This is a genomic window from Brachybacterium sp. AOP42-C2-15 (genome assembly GCF_052377065.1).
GTDB lineage: Bacteria > Actinomycetota > Actinomycetes > Actinomycetales > Dermabacteraceae > Brachybacterium.
In genome coordinates this window covers 124228-140215 of the sequence record NZ_JBQSWK010000006.1, presented here as the reverse complement: position 1 = coordinate 140215, position 15988 = coordinate 124228, and the positions used below count along the sequence as shown (strand labels likewise).

Genomic DNA, 15988 nt, shown 5'->3' with positions numbered 1-15988 from the left:
GTCAGGGATGCACGGGGTGGTGGGCGCGCTCGCGGGCGAGCACGTCGAGCAGATAGCGACCGTATCCGGATTTCACGAGCGGCTCGGCCCGTTCTCGCAGCTGCTCATCGTCGAGATAGCCCATCCTCCAGGCCACCTCCTCGGGAGCGCCGATGGTCAGGCCTTGTCGCTGCTGGACGGTACGGATGAACTCACCAGCGGCCGCGAGATCGTCGAACGTCCCGGTGTCGAGCCAGGCGGTACCGCGGGTGAGCACCTCGACCTGCAGGCTGCCCTCGTCCAGATACATGCGGTTCAGGTCGGTGATCTCCAGCTCCCCCCGCGGGGAGGGCTTCAGGGCTCTGGCCCGCTCGGTCACCGTCTCGTCGTAGAAGTACAGCCCTGGCACGGCAAGGTTCGAGCGCGGCTGCGCAGGCTTCTCCTCGAGCGAGAGCGCGCGGCCGTTCTCGTCCATCTCGACCACGCCGTACGCGGCAGGATCCTTCACCCAGTAGCCGAACACTGCCGCGCCTTCCAGGTCGCTGAAGCGGCCCAGCTGTGCGCCCATCCCGTGCCCGTAGAACAGGTTGTCGCCCAGCACGAGCGCGGCCTTGCCGCCTTCGAGGAACTCCTCGCCCAGGGTGAAGGCCTGTGCGAGCCCGTCCGGGGAGGGCTGGACCGTGTACTGCAGGTTCACGCCGAAGCGGTCCCCATCGCCCAGCACTCGCTGGAAAGCAGACTGGTCCTCCGGGGTGGTGATGATCAGGATGTCGCGGATCCCGGCGAGCATCAGCGTGCTCAGCGGGTAGTAGATCATCGGCTTGTCATAGACCGGCATCAGCTGCTTCGAGACACCGATGGTCAACGGGTGCAGCCGCGAGCCGGTGCCCCCGGCGAGGATGATTCCGCGCATGTGGCCAGTATGTCAGCGTTCCCCGGTGGAAGGGTCGGCGCCGCAGGCAGTGTCACCGCGGCATATTGCGCAGGTTCGTCGCCGCCATGTCGATCATCCGGCCCACACCGCCGCCGAGGACGATCTTCGTCGACGCCGCCGCGAATCCGCGGATCTGCTGCGCGGTGATCTTCGGGGGCATCGAGAGGGCGTCCGGGTCGGTCACCACATCGATCAGCACCGGGCCGGGCGTCGCGAGCGCCTCGGCGAGCTGCTTCTTCAGCGTCTTCGGGTCGGTGATGCGTACCGCGCCGATGCCCACTCCTTTGGCGATCGTCGCGTAGTCGACGTCCTCGTGGTCGGTGCCGTAGTCCGGCAGGCCCTCCACCAGCATCTCGAGCTTGACCATGCCGAGGCTGGAGTTGTTGAAGACGACGATCTTGGTGTTCAGCTGATGGAGCTTCACGGTGAGCAGCTCACCCATCAGCATGCCCAGACCGCCATCCCCGCTCATGGAGATCACCTGGCGCTGCGGGAATGCCATCGAGGCGCCGATCGCTTGCGGGAGCGCGTTGGCCATCGAGCCGTGGTGCCAGGAGCCGAACAGGCGACGCTTCCCGTTGGGGGTGATGTAGCGGGCGCCCCAGACGTTGCACATGCCGGTGTCCACGGTGAACACTGCGTCCTCCTCGGCGAGCGTGTCGAGGGTCGCCGCGAGGAACTCCGGGTGGATGGGCGTCATCTTCTCGACGTTCTTCGTGTACGCGGCGACCACCCCGGTGAGCGCCTTGTGGTGGGCCTTGAGCATGCGGCGCAGGAAGCGGGAGCTCTTGGTCCCGGTCAGCAGCGGCAGCACGGCCTGCAGGGTGAGGGCCACGTCGCCGTGGACGGCGAGGTCCAGCGGCACGCGCCTGCCCAGCCGCGACGCCTCCGCATCGATCTGGACGATCGTGGGCGGCTGCTTCCCGTCGGCTCCGGGGAGGAACTCCGGGTAGGGGAAGTCGGTGCCCAGCAGGATCACCAGATCCGCCTCATGCATGGCGTCGTAGCAGGCGCCGTAGCCGAGCAGCCCGCTCATGCCCACGTCATACGGGTTGTCGTACTGCATGAACTCCTTCCCGCCGAAGGCGTGGCCGATCGGGGCCTTGACCTGCTCGGCGAGCGCGAGCACCTCCTCACGGGCGTCGCGCACCCCGGCCCCGGTGAAGAGGGTGACGGTGCTGGCGGCGTCGATCAGCTCGGCGAGGCGGCCGACGGGGGCTGCGGCGGGCTGGACCCGGCCGAGGTCCGTGGCGAGGTCCTTGGTGAGCGGGCCGTCCACCTCCTGGTCGGCGACATCGCCGGGGACCACCAGCACGGAGACGCCGCTCTTGGCGATCGCGGTCTGCACGGCGATGTGGAGCAGCCTCGCGCCGTGCTCGCCGGAGTTGACCATCTCGCAGTAGTGGGAGCACTCCTGGAACAGGATCTCGGGATGCGTCTCCTGGAAGAAGCCGGTGCCGATCTTGCCCGAGGGGATGTGGGAGGCGATCGCGAGCACGGGAGCGCCGTCGCGGTGGGCGTCGTAGAGGCCCTGGATCATGTGGGTGTTGCCCGGGCCGCAGGACCCGGCGCATACGGCGAGCTTCCCGGTCAGGCGGGCCTCGGCGCCGGCGGCGAAGGCTCCGGCCTCCTCATTGCGCACGTGCACCCACTCGATGCCGTCGGTGGTGCGCACGGCGTCCACCACAGGGTTCAGGGAGTCCCCGACCACCCCGTAGATGCGTTCGACGCCGAGGCCACGGAGCTGGGTGACGAGGAGCTGGGCGAAAGTGCTGCGGGCCATGGTGGTGCCTCCAAGGGTGATGAGTCCGGATGGGCACCGTCCGGGGCGCAGTGCCCGACCCCACCACCCTACCCTCGCACCGGCAGGAGCTCGGGTGCAGGCCTGGACGCGCTCGGCTCAGCGCTCGGCGTCGCCGCTGAACTGCTCGTAGGCCCTGAGGATCTCTGTGAGGGAGGGGTGCAGCAGCGCCGGGTCCAGGCTGAGATTCTCACCGGGCAGGCTCACCCGCAGCCGGTCGTTCCCCTCCCCGGTCTGTCGCCTCAGCTCCGTCTCCGCGTAGGGGATCTCGAGAGGCGGGCCGTCCCCGGTGGTGCGGCGCACGCCGTGCGGCGTCAGCACCAGCAGGGAGGTGTCCGGCGCAATGGGGATGTCTGCGGACTTCTTGGCCAGGCCACTCAGAATCCGAGGCATCACGACAGCGCTCGCAAGGCCGTAGGCGCCGCCGATGATCGCCAGCAGCAGGCTGCGGGGCTCCATGACGAACAGGGCGACGGCGACGATGACCGCACCGACGAGAAGGCTGGTGCCGATGAGCAGCGGCTGCATGCGCCGCATCTTCTCGGCGCGTGCCGCCGCGCTCTCTCGGTTGAAGTACACCGTCAGGTCATCGCCGGTGCCGTAGTTCGAGTGCATGGTCCGGAAGTATGCCAGCCGCACCATATGGTCGGAGGCCTCAGTCGCCGACCGGCGCGAAGAGCTCAGTCGCCGACCGGCTCCTCGAGCGAACTCTCGGCGGCCGGTTCCTCGGCGGGGCTGAACCGCACCGTCTGCACCCGGCGCTCGTCGACCTCGACCACCTCGAGCAGCCCTCCCTCGACCTCCACGCTGTCGCCCGCCACGGGGATCCGGCCCAGCTGGGCCATCACGAAGCCGCCGACCGTCTCGTAGCCGCCGGTGTCGGGCAGGGCGATGTCGGTGGCGGATTCGAACTCCTGCAGGATCAGCCCACCCTCGAAGGTGCCGTCGGCCGCGAGGATCCGGTCCAGACCGCCGGGGACGGGCCAGCTCTCACGGTCGAACTCGTCGTAGATCTCGCCCACCAGCTCCTCGAGCAGGTCCTCGAGGGTCACGATGCCGTCGGTGCCGCCGTACTCGTCCACCACCACCGCGATCTGGTCGGCGTGGGCGCGCATCCGGTTCAGCGCCTCGAGCACCTGGACGGTGCCGGGGATGTGCTCGATGGGACGCACCAGCTCCGACAGCAGCGTCTCGCCCGGCTCCTCGACCAGCAGCATGTCGCGCACATGGACGAAGCCGAGCACGTCATCGACGTCCTCCCCGGTGACGGGGTAGCGGGAGAAGCCGGTCTCCCGGATCTCCTCACGGACCTGCACGACCGACCGCTCACCGTCGAGGAAGCGCACCTGGTGGCGGGGCTGCATGACCTCGACCACCGTGCGCTCGGACGCGTCGAAAACATCGGCCAGGACCCGCGACTCCGCCTGGTCCAGCGCCTCCGAGCTGCGCACCATCGACTTGATCTCCTCCGCGGAGACCGACTCCCGATTGGCGTGAGGATCCCCGCCCAGCAGGCGCACCACGATGTTGGTGGAGGTGGACAGCAGCCAGATCACCGGGCGCATGAGCTTCCCGAAGACACTCAGCGGGGGGCCGACGATCTTGGTCATCGCCATCGCGTTCTGCATCGCCAGCCGCTTGGGCACCAGCTCGCCGAACACGAGCGAGAGGTAGGCGATGACCAGGGTCATCCCGATCAGCGCGACCGTGCCGGCGCTCGACTCGGCGAGCCCCAGCTCGGTGAGCATCGGGACCAGCGAGGGGGCAATGGTGGAGGCGCCATAGGCGGAGGAGAAGAACCCGGCGACGGTCACGCCGATCTGCACGGCGGAGAGGAAGAGGTTGGGGTCCCGCACCATCTCTGCGGTGCGCTCACCGCCGGGGCCGCTCTCCTCGAGCTGCTTGATCTGCGATTCGCGGAGGTTGACGATCGCCATCTCGGTGCCGGCGAACAGGCCGCCGACGAGCACGAAGGCGAAGACCAGGCCGAGGTTCAGGAGCGCTGTCCAATCCATGGGGCAACGCTACCTGGGGGCGGAACCGGGAACTGGGCTGATCCTGCGCGTCTCACCGAATGCGCACACCGTTGCTGCAGTTCACAGCAGCGGCAGCAGCTCCTGCCAGACGGCGCGGAGGATCTCGGCGGCGCTTCGGCCCTCGAGCCGCGAGGTGACGGTCAGGACGGCGTCCTGTTCAGGAAGCACGATGAGCAGCTGGCCCATCGCGCCGTCGGCCCGCCAGGCACCGTCGGGCGTGCACCGCCAGATGCCGTAGCCGTAGTGAACGCTCTCGGGCTCGGCGTCCCCGGTGTCCACCCAGTTCTGCTCGGCGTGCATCGCGTCGATCCAGGCGGCTGGGACCAGCTGCGCCCCGTCGTGCTCCCCGCGCTGGAGCAGGAGCCTCCCGATCCGCGCCAGCTGCCCGCTCTTGAGGTGCAGCCCGCTCGCACCCCAGCTGTAGCCGTCGCGGGTGGTGTGCCACTGGGGGTTGAGGATCTCGAGCGGTTCGAACAGCCGCGGCATCAGCCAGTCGCGCAGGCTCTGCCCGGTGCGCTCGCTGAGCACCCGCGAGAGCAGCAGGATCGAGCCGTTGGAGTACTCCCACCGCTGGCCTGGCTCGGCGACCAGGTCGGTGCTGAGGAACAGGGAGGAGAGGTCGGCGTGATCGCGCTGCTCGTCGAGGAAGCCGAGCACCGGGGAGCCGGAGGTCATGGTCAGCAGGTGGCGCAGCCGCACCTGCTCGATGCCGCTGCCGTACCCGCCGCTCGGCGCGGGGAGATGGTCGACCAGCAGGTCCTCGGGGTCCAGCAGCCCTTCCGCGGCGGCGATGCCCACGGCGAGCGCGGTCACCGTCTTGGACACCGAGTAGATGTTCTCGGCAGTGTCCCCGGCGAAGCGGTGGCTGATCTCCGCGTGGCCGACGCGGTGCAGGTGCAGCGCGCGCACGCCGAGATCCTGTTCGAGGATCCGCTGTCGCAGCGGGAGCAGCAGCAGCTGATCGGGGACGGCAGGGCTGGCAGTGGCAGTGGCAGCCGGGGTGGAGGTGACGGCAGGGCTGGCAGTGGCAGGAGTGCTGGCGGCAGCGGCGGCGTTCATGGGTCGACAGTACCGCCCGCCCCGTACTCCGGGATCCCGGATCTTCCCCGGATCTCCACCAAAGTCGGTGGTCAGGGTGTTCTGCAGCAGGTAGAATGAGCGCACTGCAGGTGCCGAGCACCTCCTCGCGCTGCTCGCAGCACCGCAGTCCCTTCCCCCGTCGGCACCGCCGTCGACCTGAACGAAAGGCGCCCATGGACGCCCTGCGCCGCTATGTCTTCCCCGTGATCTGGATGCTGATCCTCGGTCTGATCGCCCTGGCTCTGGTGAAGATGGCCTTCTTCCCCTCCGGTGCCGATGCCGCGGGCGAGGATCCGCTCGTCCCTGGTGCCGATTTCGATCAGTACGCCGTGGTCAGCGTGGAGACCGCAGACCTCTCCTCCGAGCTCGTGCTCCCGGCGATGGTCCAGCCCGATGCGGGCAGCGCCCTGAAGGCCACCACCGATGGTGAGATCAACAAGATCTGGCTGAAGAACGGCGACGCCGTCGAGAAGGGGCAGCGCATCCTGCAGGTGCGATACGAGGTCGAGCCGGAGATCGTCGACCTCCCCGCGCTGCCGGTCGGGGAAGACGGTGAGGAGGACGGGGAGCTCGCCGCCCCGCAGCCCGCGCCGCAGCCCGCCGCGGCCGAGCACCGCTACGAGAACCTGGTGGCGACCACCTCCGGTGTGCTCAGCGGGATGGAGGTCGCCGAGTGGGATGCCCTGGCCAAGGGCGACACCGTCGCGACCATCTCGCCCGGTACCTACTCGATCGTCGCCGACCTCACCCCCGAGCAGCAGCTGTCCCTGCTGGACGTGGAGCTGAATGCGACTGCCGAGCTGCCCAACACTCCGGATCCGGTGGCCTGCACCGCGCCCGCCATCACCGAGGACTCCGAGATCGAGGAGCCCGACGCTCCGCCCGCGCCCGAGGTCGATCCCTTCACCGGCGAGGTGATCTCCGGGGGCGATGCTGGGGTCTCCGCCGCACAGCTGGTATGCCCGGTCCCTGCTGAGGCTCGGGTGGTCCCGGGTCTGAGCGTCGAGGTGACCGTGGACCTCGGCACCCGCACCGGCGTGCTCACCGTCCCCACCACCGCCGTGGAGGGCGAGGGCACCGCCGGCACCGTCTACGCACTGGACGAGGCCACCGGTGAGCCCACCCCGATCGACGTGGTCCTGGGGATGCGCGGCGATGGCTCCGTCGAGGTCACCGAGGGCCTCGAACAGGGCCAGGAGATCCTCGAGTTCGCGCCCGGCATCGACGGCGCCGACGACTCGATGAACGTGGAGATGTGGTGAGCGCGCCTCTGCTCGAGCTGCGCGATCTGCGCCGCTCCGTGCGCCTGCCCAGCCGGGAGGAGCTGCACATCCTGCGCGGCATCGACCTCACGGTCGAGGCCGGGGACCATGTGGCGATCGTCGGCCGCTCCGGTTCCGGCAAGACCACTCTGCTGAACCTGCTGGGCCTGATCGACCACCAGAGCGGCGGCGAGCTGCTGTTCGACGGGGTGGACGTCTCCCGGCTCGGGGAACGCAGGCGCGCCCGCATGCGCGGCGCCTCGATCGGCTTCGTCTTCCAGCAGTTCAACCTGTTGGACAAGCGCACCGCGCTCGAGAACGTGATGATGCCGCTGATGTACGGCACCGCTGGCCAGTTCTGGCGGCGGGAGAAGCTCGCCCTGGAGATGCTCGACCGGGTGGGCCTGGCCGACCGTGCGCAGCAGCAACCCTCCCGTCTCTCCGGCGGCGAGCAGCAGCGAGTGGCCGTGGCCCGTGCCCTGGTGCGGGGGCCCCGGCTGATCCTGGCCGATGAGCCCACCGGAGCTCTCGACGTCACCACCGGCGAGGCGGTGATGGCGCTGCTGGACGAGATCGCGCGCGACTCCGACGCCGCACTGGTCACCATCACCCACGACTTGCAGGTCGCCGCGATGTCCCGGCGCTCGTTCCTGCTGAACGAGGGCACTCTGCACGACGTCGGCGGGGCCGACGCTCGCGGGGCGCTGTCGGCGACCGTGGGAATCCGCGCCGGACGGGAGGCGGTGGCATGACCGGCCTGATCGCCTCGATCGTCGAGGCCTACGGCGAGCTGCGCGTGAACAAGGGCCGCATCCTGCTGTCCCTGATCGGGGTGGCGTTCTCCGTGTTCGCCCTGACCGCGGTGATGGGCGGCGGCGGCATGCTCACCAGCGCCCTCACCCAGTCCACCGAGACGTGGGCGGGACGCGATACGACCCTGACGATCTACCCGGCAGGCTCCGCGGCCGAGGTCACCCCCGAGGAGCAGGATGCGGTGGTGCTCGAGCAGATCGAACGGCTCGGCATCGACCAGCGCACCCGCCGCATCAACGACTCGCTGCGCGTGCAGACCCCGCATGGCGTGAAGTCGGCGCAGCTGACCGGGGTGGACCCCGCCTACGGGAACATCTACCGCACCACGGTCGCCGACGGCCGCTGGCTCGCGGACTCCGACGCCCGCCGCCTGGCCCCTGCACTGGTGGTCAACGCGCCGATGTACGAGCAACTGGGACGCCCGGACCTGGGGACCGAGCCGGTCACGATCTACGGACCCACGGGAGCGACCGACTCCGACCAGGCGATCGTGGTCGGCGTGCTCCCCGCGGCCGAGGAGACGGACTGGGGACTGCAGGCGTACGTCGCCGCCGGCAGCATGAGCGCGCTGCCCGGCCGGACCGAAGCCCCGGTGGTCTCCGACTACATCCTGTGGGTGCCGCCGGAGCAGGCCGACGAGATCCGCGAGCGCCTGGGCGCCTCGCTGCGGAACACCGCGGTGGGATCCTTCGAGGTCCATCCGAGCTCGATGTCCGCCGAGGATCTGGGCTTCCAGTTTCTCGCCTATGCGGTCATCGGCGTGGCGCTGGTGATCCTGGTGCTCGGCGCCCTGGGCCTGGTGAACATCTCCCTGGTCACGGTGCGCTTCCGGGTGCGGGAGATCGGGATCCGACGCTCCTACGGCGCCACCGGCGGCCGGATCTTCGTGGGCGTGCTGATGGAGTCGGTGGTCGCCACGGTGCTCGCCGGCGCGGTGGGGGTGACCGGCGCGATCGCCCTGGTGAAGGCCCCGTTCGTCTCCACCTTCTTCAGTGGTATCGGGCTGGTGGAGCTGCCTCCCTTCCCCGTGGAGGCGGTGGTGGTGGGCCTCGGTGCGGCGACCCTGGTGGGTGTCCTCGCCGGCGCCCTCCCCGCGCTGATCGCCACCCGGATCAAGGTCATCGACGCGATCCGCAGCTGAGGAAGGGCAGGCCCGTCAGTCCCCGTCAGTCTTGGGGCAGCGCCGCAGGTGTGACAGGTCAGATCAGCACGGGCCCCGGAGCCGCTGCATCCGCGGCCCGGCCGACGGGCTCGAGCAGGCGCAGCCCGTCGCGCCGGCTGACCAGCACGACGATCAGGCCAGTGAGCAGCAGGGCCGCGACGGCAGAGGCCGCTCCCCCGGCGAGAGCCGCGTCCCCGAGACCGGCGAACGCTCCCGCGCTGGCCAGCTCGTCGTGACCGGCAGCCGCCCCGTGATCGGCGAGCGCCGCGGCCGAGGTGCCGGGGGCGGCCACCGCGGCGCTGAGCGCCGAGGCACCGGCACCCGCACCGGTGCCGGCGGCGAGCGCGGAGACGATCAGCGAGCCCACGGTGAGCGTGAGGGTGAGGATGATCGACAGCTCGAGGCCGCCGCTCTTCCAGGCGAGCACCGCGGCGGCGAGCGCCAGGGCGAGGGCCGGGATCACCACGGCGGGTGTGAGCTGACGGCCGATCAGAGAGATCCCGGCGACGACCACGAAGGGCACCACGGGGCTGCGCAGCCAGGTGCCGACGGCCTGGAGGATCATGCCGCGCAGCGCCAGTTCGAGGCCCACGGCCTGGAGCGGGGCCAGGACCAGCACGATCACCACCACCAGCAGCAGCTGGAGCAGCGAGACTCCGCCGCCCGGAGCACCCGCCGACTCTCCGGAGCTGGCGAGATGACCGGCCACCGCGGCGATCGCGACCGTCGCCAGCGCCCCGGCCGCCACCCATGCGCCGAGCGGGCTCAGCAGGTCACGACGGAACCGGGCAGCGACGGACCAGGCCGGGCCCAGAGGCCGCCAGCCGCCGACGCGCACTCCCACGATCCCGGCGGGGAGCCACAGGGCGCCCATCAGCAGCGCGAGCACCGCATCCAGCGGACTGGTCGGATCACCGCTGGTCACACCGATGGCGACGTTCACGCCGGGCGCGACGGCGAGCACCAGGATCATGAGCACGAGCACCACGGAGGCCAGCACCACATAGGCGATGAAGGCCGCGACCACGGTCAACAGTGGCCGTGCCCGCGCAGACCATTCCGGTCGCAGCGTCGCGAGCCGGTGATAAGGGATGGGACGCTCGGTCCCGAGGTGATTCATGCGGCGTTCTCTGCACTCTCGTGAGGGCGCGCGGGATCGGCGCCGGCGGGGTGGGCGGTGCTGGCAGTGCCGGCAGTGCCGGCGGGGTGGGCGGTGTTGGCGGTGCTGGCGATGTTGGCGGTGCTGGCAGTGTTCTCAGTGAGGTGCCGGCGGCGGGCATCGTGGGCGCGGGCCTGCGCGGCATGGGCCTGGGAGGCTGCGGCCGACAGGCCGAGATCCTCGATGCTGAGCGCGTGGGCGAGCGGACCGAAGGGACGGTCGCTGCGGACCCGCCCGTCGGCCGTGAGGTGCACCAGCTCGCCGGAGTCGAGGAGTCGCCAGGCGGGATCGTCGTCCAGGGGTTCGCTCGCGATGACGACGGAGCGTGCCCCGCGTGGGTCCTCACTGCGGGCGCGCACGGTGAGCGAGTCCGAGGACTGCTCGAGGGCGTCATCCCGCGTGTCCACGACAGCAGGGCGATCGAGGATCCACAGCTCGTTGGTCGCGGGCAGACGCACGGCGACGAGCTCCTCCCCCTTCATCACCAGGACGTTCACGGAGTAGACGGGGACATGACCGGCGATCCAGCACAGCGCGGCGGTCACCCCGGTGCGCAGGTCACCGCCGTGGGCGGCCACCTCACCGGTGATCAGTGCGGCCATCCACTCGCTGTCGGTCGAGCCCTGGACGTGGTGAGCGGCGCCGAGCGCGGCGACCCGCTGCCGCATCTCCTCGGTGATCTCCAGGACCCCGTTGTGGGCGGAGATGATGCCGTCCTGCAGGAACGGGTGCGTGTTCTCGTCGCAATGCCCGGTGCCGGAGGAGAGACGCAGATGGGCGAGCATCGCGCGGGAGCGGAGCGTGGTCGCGAAGCCCGTGAACGCTTCCGATGCGTACGCCGCGACGGGGCGCTTGCGGATCCGGGGCTGTCCCTCCTCATCGATCCATCCCAGGCCGGTGCCGTCGGCGTTGAAGCGCGACTGGTTCAGCAGGGAGTAGGGCGCATCGAGCAGCCACAGATCGGCGGTGACGGGGTGGTCGGAATGAAGAGCGAAGAGTCGGCACATGACCCGTCCACTCTAGAACTCCCTGGCTGAGGGTGCAGTGAGCGTCACCACGAGCACCGTGTTCCGCGCACCTCGTCCGTCCCGCAGCGGTGCCGGGGAGCCGCCCGCTCCTCAGCCCGGCAGAAGCATTACCTCCGACGCTGTTCCGTCCGTCGGCCGCCGGTGGCACGATGACCCGCACGAGGGATCGCAGCGCGACCCCGCACCTGAGGAGGAACCGTGCCCAGTTCCACGCCGTACATCTCGTTTCCCGGCAATGCCGCCGAGGCCATGTCGTACTACCAGGAGGTCTTCGGGGGAACCCTCGACGTCATGACGTACGGCGACAACCCCATGGAGGGCATGCCGTTCACCCCTCCGGCGGAGTCCATCGCCCATGCTCAGCTGCAGGGAGGTCTGGTCACGCTCGCCGGTGGCGACGACATCGGCGAGTGCCCTCAGCCGCTGGACGGCTCCGCCTACTCCCTGATGGTCATGCCGAGCTCCGTGGCAGATGCCCGAGCCCTGATCGAGAAGCTCACCTCCACCGGCGCCAGCATCGAGCTCCCGTTCGAGCAGGCTCCCTGGGGCGACCACTACGGGCAGGTCAAGGACCGCTTCGGCGTTCTCTGGCAGATCGACGTCCCTGCCTCGCAGAGCTGAAGCGCCCGCACTGCCGGCCACCCGGGGCTGCGCGAGCTCATGCAGGGTGGGCCCATGCAGGGTGAGCTCAGGCAGGCCCGGCGGGCGAGCGCGAGTCCGGTCACGTCCGGGAAGGTCGCGCCCGCCCGGCGCGTTGCTGGGGGCATGAACTCCTCCCTCCCCCGCACCCTTGGCATCCTCGGCGCTGGCAAGGTCGGCACCGTGCTGGCCCGCCTGGCCCTCGCCGCCGGACACGAGGTGCTGATCTCGGGCTCCGGTGATCCCGCCGAGATCGAGCTGATCACCGAGGTCCTCGCCCCCGGGGCCCAGGCCGTGACCACCCGGGAAGCCGCCGAGCGCGCGGATCTGGTGATCCTCGCGCTGCCACTGGGGAAGCACGCCTCGATCCCCGCCGACGCCCTCCAGGGCAAGCTCGTGGTGGATGCCATGAACTACTGGTGGGAGACCGACGGGATCCTCGAGGAGTTCTCGCATCCCGGCGCCTCGACGAGCGAGTTCGTGCAGGGTCTGCTGCCCGGCGCGACCGTGGTGAAGACTTTCAACCACATGGGCTATCACGATCTCGAGGACCTCGCCGGCCGTGCCGCACCCCGGGCCGCGATCGCGATCGCGGGCCCCTCCCCGCAGGCCGAGACCGTGGGCGCGCTGGTGGAGGAGCTGGGCTTCGATCCACTGCTGATCGGCCCCCTCGCCGAAGGGGTGCGCCTGCAGCCGTTCAGCGAGGCCTTCGGCAGCAGCGGCGACGCCGCGACGTTGCAGGAGATCGTGGACCGCTTCCCTCAGACCGAGCACGGGCGCGAAGTCATGGCGGCCCTGGGAGAGCGGGTCTGAGCTGAGACGCTCCGAGTCACGACGTTCTACGCCGCGAGGGTCTGCACGCTGCCGCGCTGCGGCTCCCACAGCCCGAGGCCCTCGCGCCGGGAGTACCACCACCAGATCCCGGCCGAGAGCAGCAGCATCGGCGCCATCGCGAGCACGAAGCCGAGCAGGCGGACCTCCCCCTGTTCGGTGAAGCCGGGGATCAGCGGGGCGATCGCGAACAGGGTCCAGTTGTTGGCGGCGTGCAGCAGGATCGGGATCTCCAGCCCTCCGGTCTTCCAGGCCAGCAGCCCCATCACGATCGCGAAGACGGCGATGTCGATCTGGCCCAGCCAGTTGTAGCCGTGGCCCAGCATGAACAGCGGCACCGGGACCAGGATCCCGATCAGCGGCCATCGCAGCCAGGTGCCGAGGAGCTGCATCGGCAGGGCCCGGAACGCGAACTCCTCCCCCGCGCTCTGCAGCGGGGAGAGCAGGAGCGCCAGCAGCCAGGCGATGATCACGCCCGCCTCGAGCGGCGGCATCACGATCGCCTCGCGCTCCAGGATCAGGTTCAGCACCAGGTTCAGCAGCACGTACACCGGCACCACCACGAGCGCGGCGCGGCCCAGCAGGCCCCAGCGGAACCGTCCTGTCACCGAGAGCGCGATCCCGGCGCGACCGTACCCGGCGAGGGTTCCCACCAGCACCGCCGGGACCAGCAGTGCGAGCATGCCCAGGCCCATCAGCTGCTCGACGGGGTTCAGGGGATCCATCAGGGTGGCGCTGGGCGCCAGGTTCGGCCAGATCACGCTCGCGATCACCAGCGGCACCAGCAGCTGGAGGTTCATCACGACATAGGCCGCGAAGGCCACCACGATCGTCACCAGGGGACGCCACCAGTAGCGGCGGTGCGGGATCGCACGAGCGGCGCGATGGTAGGGCTGCGAGATCGCACCGGAGCCGCGCTGGGAGATCTGAAGGCTCGCAGGGGCAGTGCCGTGGGAGACGCGAGTGTCCATCGCCGGCAACGGCCCCGCGGTGCTGCGGAGCTCGCTGGCAGCAGCAGGAGGGGAGGACGGCGGGGACGGGGGAAGCAGAGCGTGCTCGTTCATGCCTCGATCCTGTCTGTCCCGTCGGCCGCTCCGCATCCGCCCCGCGTCGGGGCCGCCCTGACCGATCGACCGACCCTGCCGGCCACGCCATCAGCCGCGCGGACGATCCGTCAGCCGCCTCCCGCTCTCTACGCTGGCTCCATGACCCTCCCCGTCCTGCACCCCTCGGCCGCACCCTCGGTGCGCAGCCCGCACCAGTGGGCGATCGCGGTGGTGCAGAGCCTCGTCGGCACGGCGCTGGGACTGCTGCTGTTCCTGATCAGCTTCGGGTCACTGCTGATGGAGTTCTCCGACCAGCCTCCCGGCGGCCTGGTGGCGCTGTACGCCGTCGATGCGCTGGTGGGGATCGTGGCGACCCTGGCGATCGGGCCGCTGCGTTTCCTGCGGCCGGGGCGGCTGCACAGCGCGGCCCATCTGCTGCTGGCCGCTTCTGTCGGGCTCAGCGTGTGGTCGATGCCGGCCGCGGCGCTGGCCCTGTACCGGATCGGGCTGCGACGCCGCACGGTGCTCGATGTCGGGGCGGTCCTGCTGGTCGCGGGCACCTCGCTGGCGACGCTGAGCCTCGATGCCCGGCTCCGAGGCGATGAGCCGGATGTCCTCGTGCTCTCCGCGGTGGGGGTGATGGTGGTGCTCGCGCTGATCCCGCTGCTGATCGGCCACGTGGTGGGAACGCGCCACGAGCTCCTGACCTCTTGGCAGGAACGGGCGGCCTCGGCGGAGCGGGAGCGGGAGACCGCCCAGCGGGAGCGCGCCGCCGCCGAGCGGGAGGCCACCGCCCAGGTGCGGGAGCGGGAGGCCGACGTCGCCCGGGTGCGCGCCGAGGAGCGGGCGGCGCTGGCCCGCGACATGCATGACAGCATCTCCCACCACCTGGCCACGATCGCCATGCATGCCGGCGCCATGGCCTACCGCGAGGACCTCTCCCCGGAGGCGCTGCGCCGTTCCGCGGGGACGGTGAGGGACGCCGCGCAGCAGGCGAACCGGGAGCTGCGCACGGTGCTGACGGGGCTGCGCAGCACCGAGGGTGATCAGCCGCTCGCCACCGCTCCGACCCTGGAGGGCATCGTCGAACGATGCCGGGAGGAGGGGCAGGAGGTCGCGCTGCGCTGGGAGGGCCTGACTGCGGAGGATCTCCTCACCAGCGACCGCAGCACGGTGGTGGCGCTGGCCCGGATCCTCGGCGAGGTCACCGTGAACGCCGCCAAACATGCTCCGGGCACCCCGCTGCAGGTGGAACTCCTCCGCTGTGACCAGCGGGTGGTGCTGCGGGCCCGGAACCCGCTGCCCTCCGCGCCGGTGACGGCGGCGACGTCGACCGGTCACGGGCTGCTCGGGGTGCAGGAGCGGGCACGCCTGCTGGGCGGCGAGGCGCGGTACGGCGCGAGCGACGGGATCTTCGAGGTGGAAGCATGGATGCCATGGTGAACAGTGCCGAGGATCAGGATCATGCCGTCGAGCGCGGGGTGCGGGTGCTGCTGGTGGACGATGAGGCGCTGATGCGCGCCGGCCTGCGGCTGATGATCGACGGTGCGCACGGCATCGTGGTGGTCGGGGAGGCGACCGATGGCGAGTCAGCCCTCGAGCAGATCCGCTCCCTGGCCCCCGATGTGGTGCTGATGGATATCCGCATGCCCCGCATGACCGGGCTCGAGGCCCTGCAGGTTCTCCGCACCGAGGGCAGCGCGGCCAGGGTGGTGATGCTGACCGCCTTCGACACCGACAACTTCCTGCTGGAGGCGCTGCGCGCCGGTGCGGTGTCGTTCCTGCTCAAGGATTCCCCGCCCGAGGAGGTGGTGCAGGCGGTGCTCGACGCCGCCGGCGATCGACCGCGCTTCTCGCCCGAGGTGCTCACGCGCCTGGTGCGGCTCGCCGCCTCCGGCACTGGCGGTTCCGCCGCCGCGGAGGTCGGGACGACCGACGGCACCGAGACCGCCCCCGCTCCTGCGGGCATCACCGAGCGTGAGTGGGAGGTGGCGCGGCTGGTCGCCCGTGGGCTCGCCAATCAGGAGGTCGGAGAGAGCCTGTTCATGTCGGTCGCCACGGTGAAGACCCACCTCGGCAGGCTCTATCACAAGCTGCAGGTCACCAACCGGGTTCAGCTCGCGATCCGGGTGCTCGAACTGGGTGGCTGACGGGGGCCGGCTGGGGTCGGAGATCAGAGGTCAGAGACGACCGTGGCTGCGGCATCAGCGCGTCGTCG

General features: G+C 70.5%; 15 protein-coding genes. 7 read left to right on the top strand and 8 right to left on the bottom strand.

Features of this window, described 5'->3' with window-relative positions:
• Nucleotide 1: 1 nt before the first annotated feature.
• The 5 genes from rfbA to ACT3SQ_RS05220 all read right to left on the bottom strand — a co-directional run bounded on the left by rfbA (nucleotide 2) and on the right by ACT3SQ_RS05220 (nucleotide 5809).
• A complete protein-coding gene (gene rfbA, locus ACT3SQ_RS05240) occupies nucleotides 2–892 on the bottom strand; it encodes a glucose-1-phosphate thymidylyltransferase RfbA (RefSeq protein ID WP_444502390.1) in 891 nt (296 codons plus the stop codon).
• 52 nt (nucleotides 893–944) lie between these two features.
• On the bottom strand, nucleotides 945–2696 hold the full coding sequence (locus tag ACT3SQ_RS05235; RefSeq protein WP_441444833.1) for a pyruvate dehydrogenase: 1752 nt from the start codon (nucleotides 2694–2696) through the stop codon (nucleotides 945–947).
• 117 nt (nucleotides 2697–2813) lie between these two features.
• A complete protein-coding gene (locus ACT3SQ_RS05230; protein ID WP_441444834.1) occupies nucleotides 2814–3329 on the bottom strand; it encodes a hypothetical protein in 516 nt (171 codons plus the stop codon).
• Between the two features lie 65 nt (nucleotides 3330–3394).
• Entirely contained in the window at nucleotides 3395–4729 is a 1335-nt protein-coding gene (locus ACT3SQ_RS05225) for a hemolysin family protein (protein WP_441444835.1), read from the bottom strand.
• An 81-nt stretch (nucleotides 4730–4810) separates the two neighbouring features.
• Entirely contained in the window at nucleotides 4811–5809 is a 999-nt protein-coding gene (locus tag ACT3SQ_RS05220; protein WP_444592161.1) for a serine hydrolase domain-containing protein, read from the bottom strand.
• A 194-nt stretch (nucleotides 5810–6003) separates the two neighbouring features.
• Here ACT3SQ_RS05220 and ACT3SQ_RS05215 point away from each other — a divergent pair, with 194 nt between their 5' ends.
• The 3 genes from ACT3SQ_RS05215 to ACT3SQ_RS05205 are packed head-to-tail and all read left to right on the top strand — an operon-like array spanning nucleotide 6004 to nucleotide 9046.
• Nucleotides 6004–7092: a hypothetical protein gene (locus tag ACT3SQ_RS05215; RefSeq protein ID WP_444600896.1), complete on the top strand. Its 1089-nt coding sequence runs from the start codon at nucleotides 6004–6006 to the stop codon at nucleotides 7090–7092.
• Nucleotides 7089–7844, top strand: a complete 756-nt coding sequence (locus ACT3SQ_RS05210; RefSeq protein ID WP_441444838.1) for an ABC transporter ATP-binding protein — start codon at nucleotides 7089–7091, stop codon at nucleotides 7842–7844. The genes ACT3SQ_RS05215 and ACT3SQ_RS05210 overlap by 4 nt, the downstream gene beginning before the upstream one ends.
• Nucleotides 7841–9046: an ABC transporter permease gene (locus ACT3SQ_RS05205; protein ID WP_441444839.1), complete on the top strand. Its 1206-nt coding sequence runs from the start codon at nucleotides 7841–7843 to the stop codon at nucleotides 9044–9046. Before ACT3SQ_RS05210 ends, ACT3SQ_RS05205 begins: the two co-directional genes overlap by 4 nt.
• A gap of 58 nt (nucleotides 9047–9104) precedes the next feature.
• Here ACT3SQ_RS05205 and ACT3SQ_RS05200 read toward each other — a convergent pair whose 3' ends face one another.
• Both ACT3SQ_RS05200 and ACT3SQ_RS05195 read right to left on the bottom strand, forming a co-directional pair.
• Nucleotides 9105–10187 (bottom strand): CAAX protease, encoded by a 1083-nt coding sequence (locus ACT3SQ_RS05200; protein ID WP_444600895.1) that lies wholly within the window; start codon nucleotides 10185–10187, stop codon nucleotides 9105–9107.
• A complete protein-coding gene (locus tag ACT3SQ_RS05195) occupies nucleotides 10184–11233 on the bottom strand; it encodes a class II glutamine amidotransferase (RefSeq protein WP_444600894.1) in 1050 nt (349 codons plus the stop codon). The genes ACT3SQ_RS05200 and ACT3SQ_RS05195 overlap by 4 nt, the downstream gene beginning before the upstream one ends.
• A 219-nt stretch (nucleotides 11234–11452) precedes the next feature.
• Between ACT3SQ_RS05195 and ACT3SQ_RS05190 the strand changes: the two genes are divergently transcribed.
• Nucleotides 11453–11875, top strand: a complete 423-nt coding sequence (locus ACT3SQ_RS05190) for a VOC family protein (protein WP_444600893.1) — start codon at nucleotides 11453–11455, stop codon at nucleotides 11873–11875.
• Between the two features lie 144 nt (nucleotides 11876–12019).
• Nucleotides 12020–12706: an NADPH-dependent F420 reductase gene (locus ACT3SQ_RS05185; protein WP_442332849.1), complete on the top strand. Its 687-nt coding sequence runs from the start codon at nucleotides 12020–12022 to the stop codon at nucleotides 12704–12706.
• Between the two features lie 26 nt (nucleotides 12707–12732).
• On the opposite strand, the gene ACT3SQ_RS05180 is transcribed toward ACT3SQ_RS05185, so the two are convergent.
• On the bottom strand, nucleotides 12733–13788 hold the full coding sequence (locus ACT3SQ_RS05180; RefSeq protein ID WP_444600892.1) for a lysostaphin resistance A-like protein: 1056 nt from the start codon (nucleotides 13786–13788) through the stop codon (nucleotides 12733–12735).
• Between the two features lie 141 nt (nucleotides 13789–13929).
• On the opposite strand from ACT3SQ_RS05180, the gene ACT3SQ_RS05175 reads away from it, so the two are divergent.
• Nucleotides 13930–15213: a sensor histidine kinase gene (locus ACT3SQ_RS05175; protein WP_444600891.1), complete on the top strand. Its 1284-nt coding sequence runs from the start codon at nucleotides 13930–13932 to the stop codon at nucleotides 15211–15213.
• On the top strand, nucleotides 15198–15920 hold the full coding sequence (locus tag ACT3SQ_RS05170) for a response regulator transcription factor (protein WP_444592156.1): 723 nt from the start codon (nucleotides 15198–15200) through the stop codon (nucleotides 15918–15920). Before ACT3SQ_RS05175 ends, ACT3SQ_RS05170 begins: the two co-directional genes overlap by 16 nt.
• Nucleotides 15921–15988 lie beyond the last annotated feature (68 nt).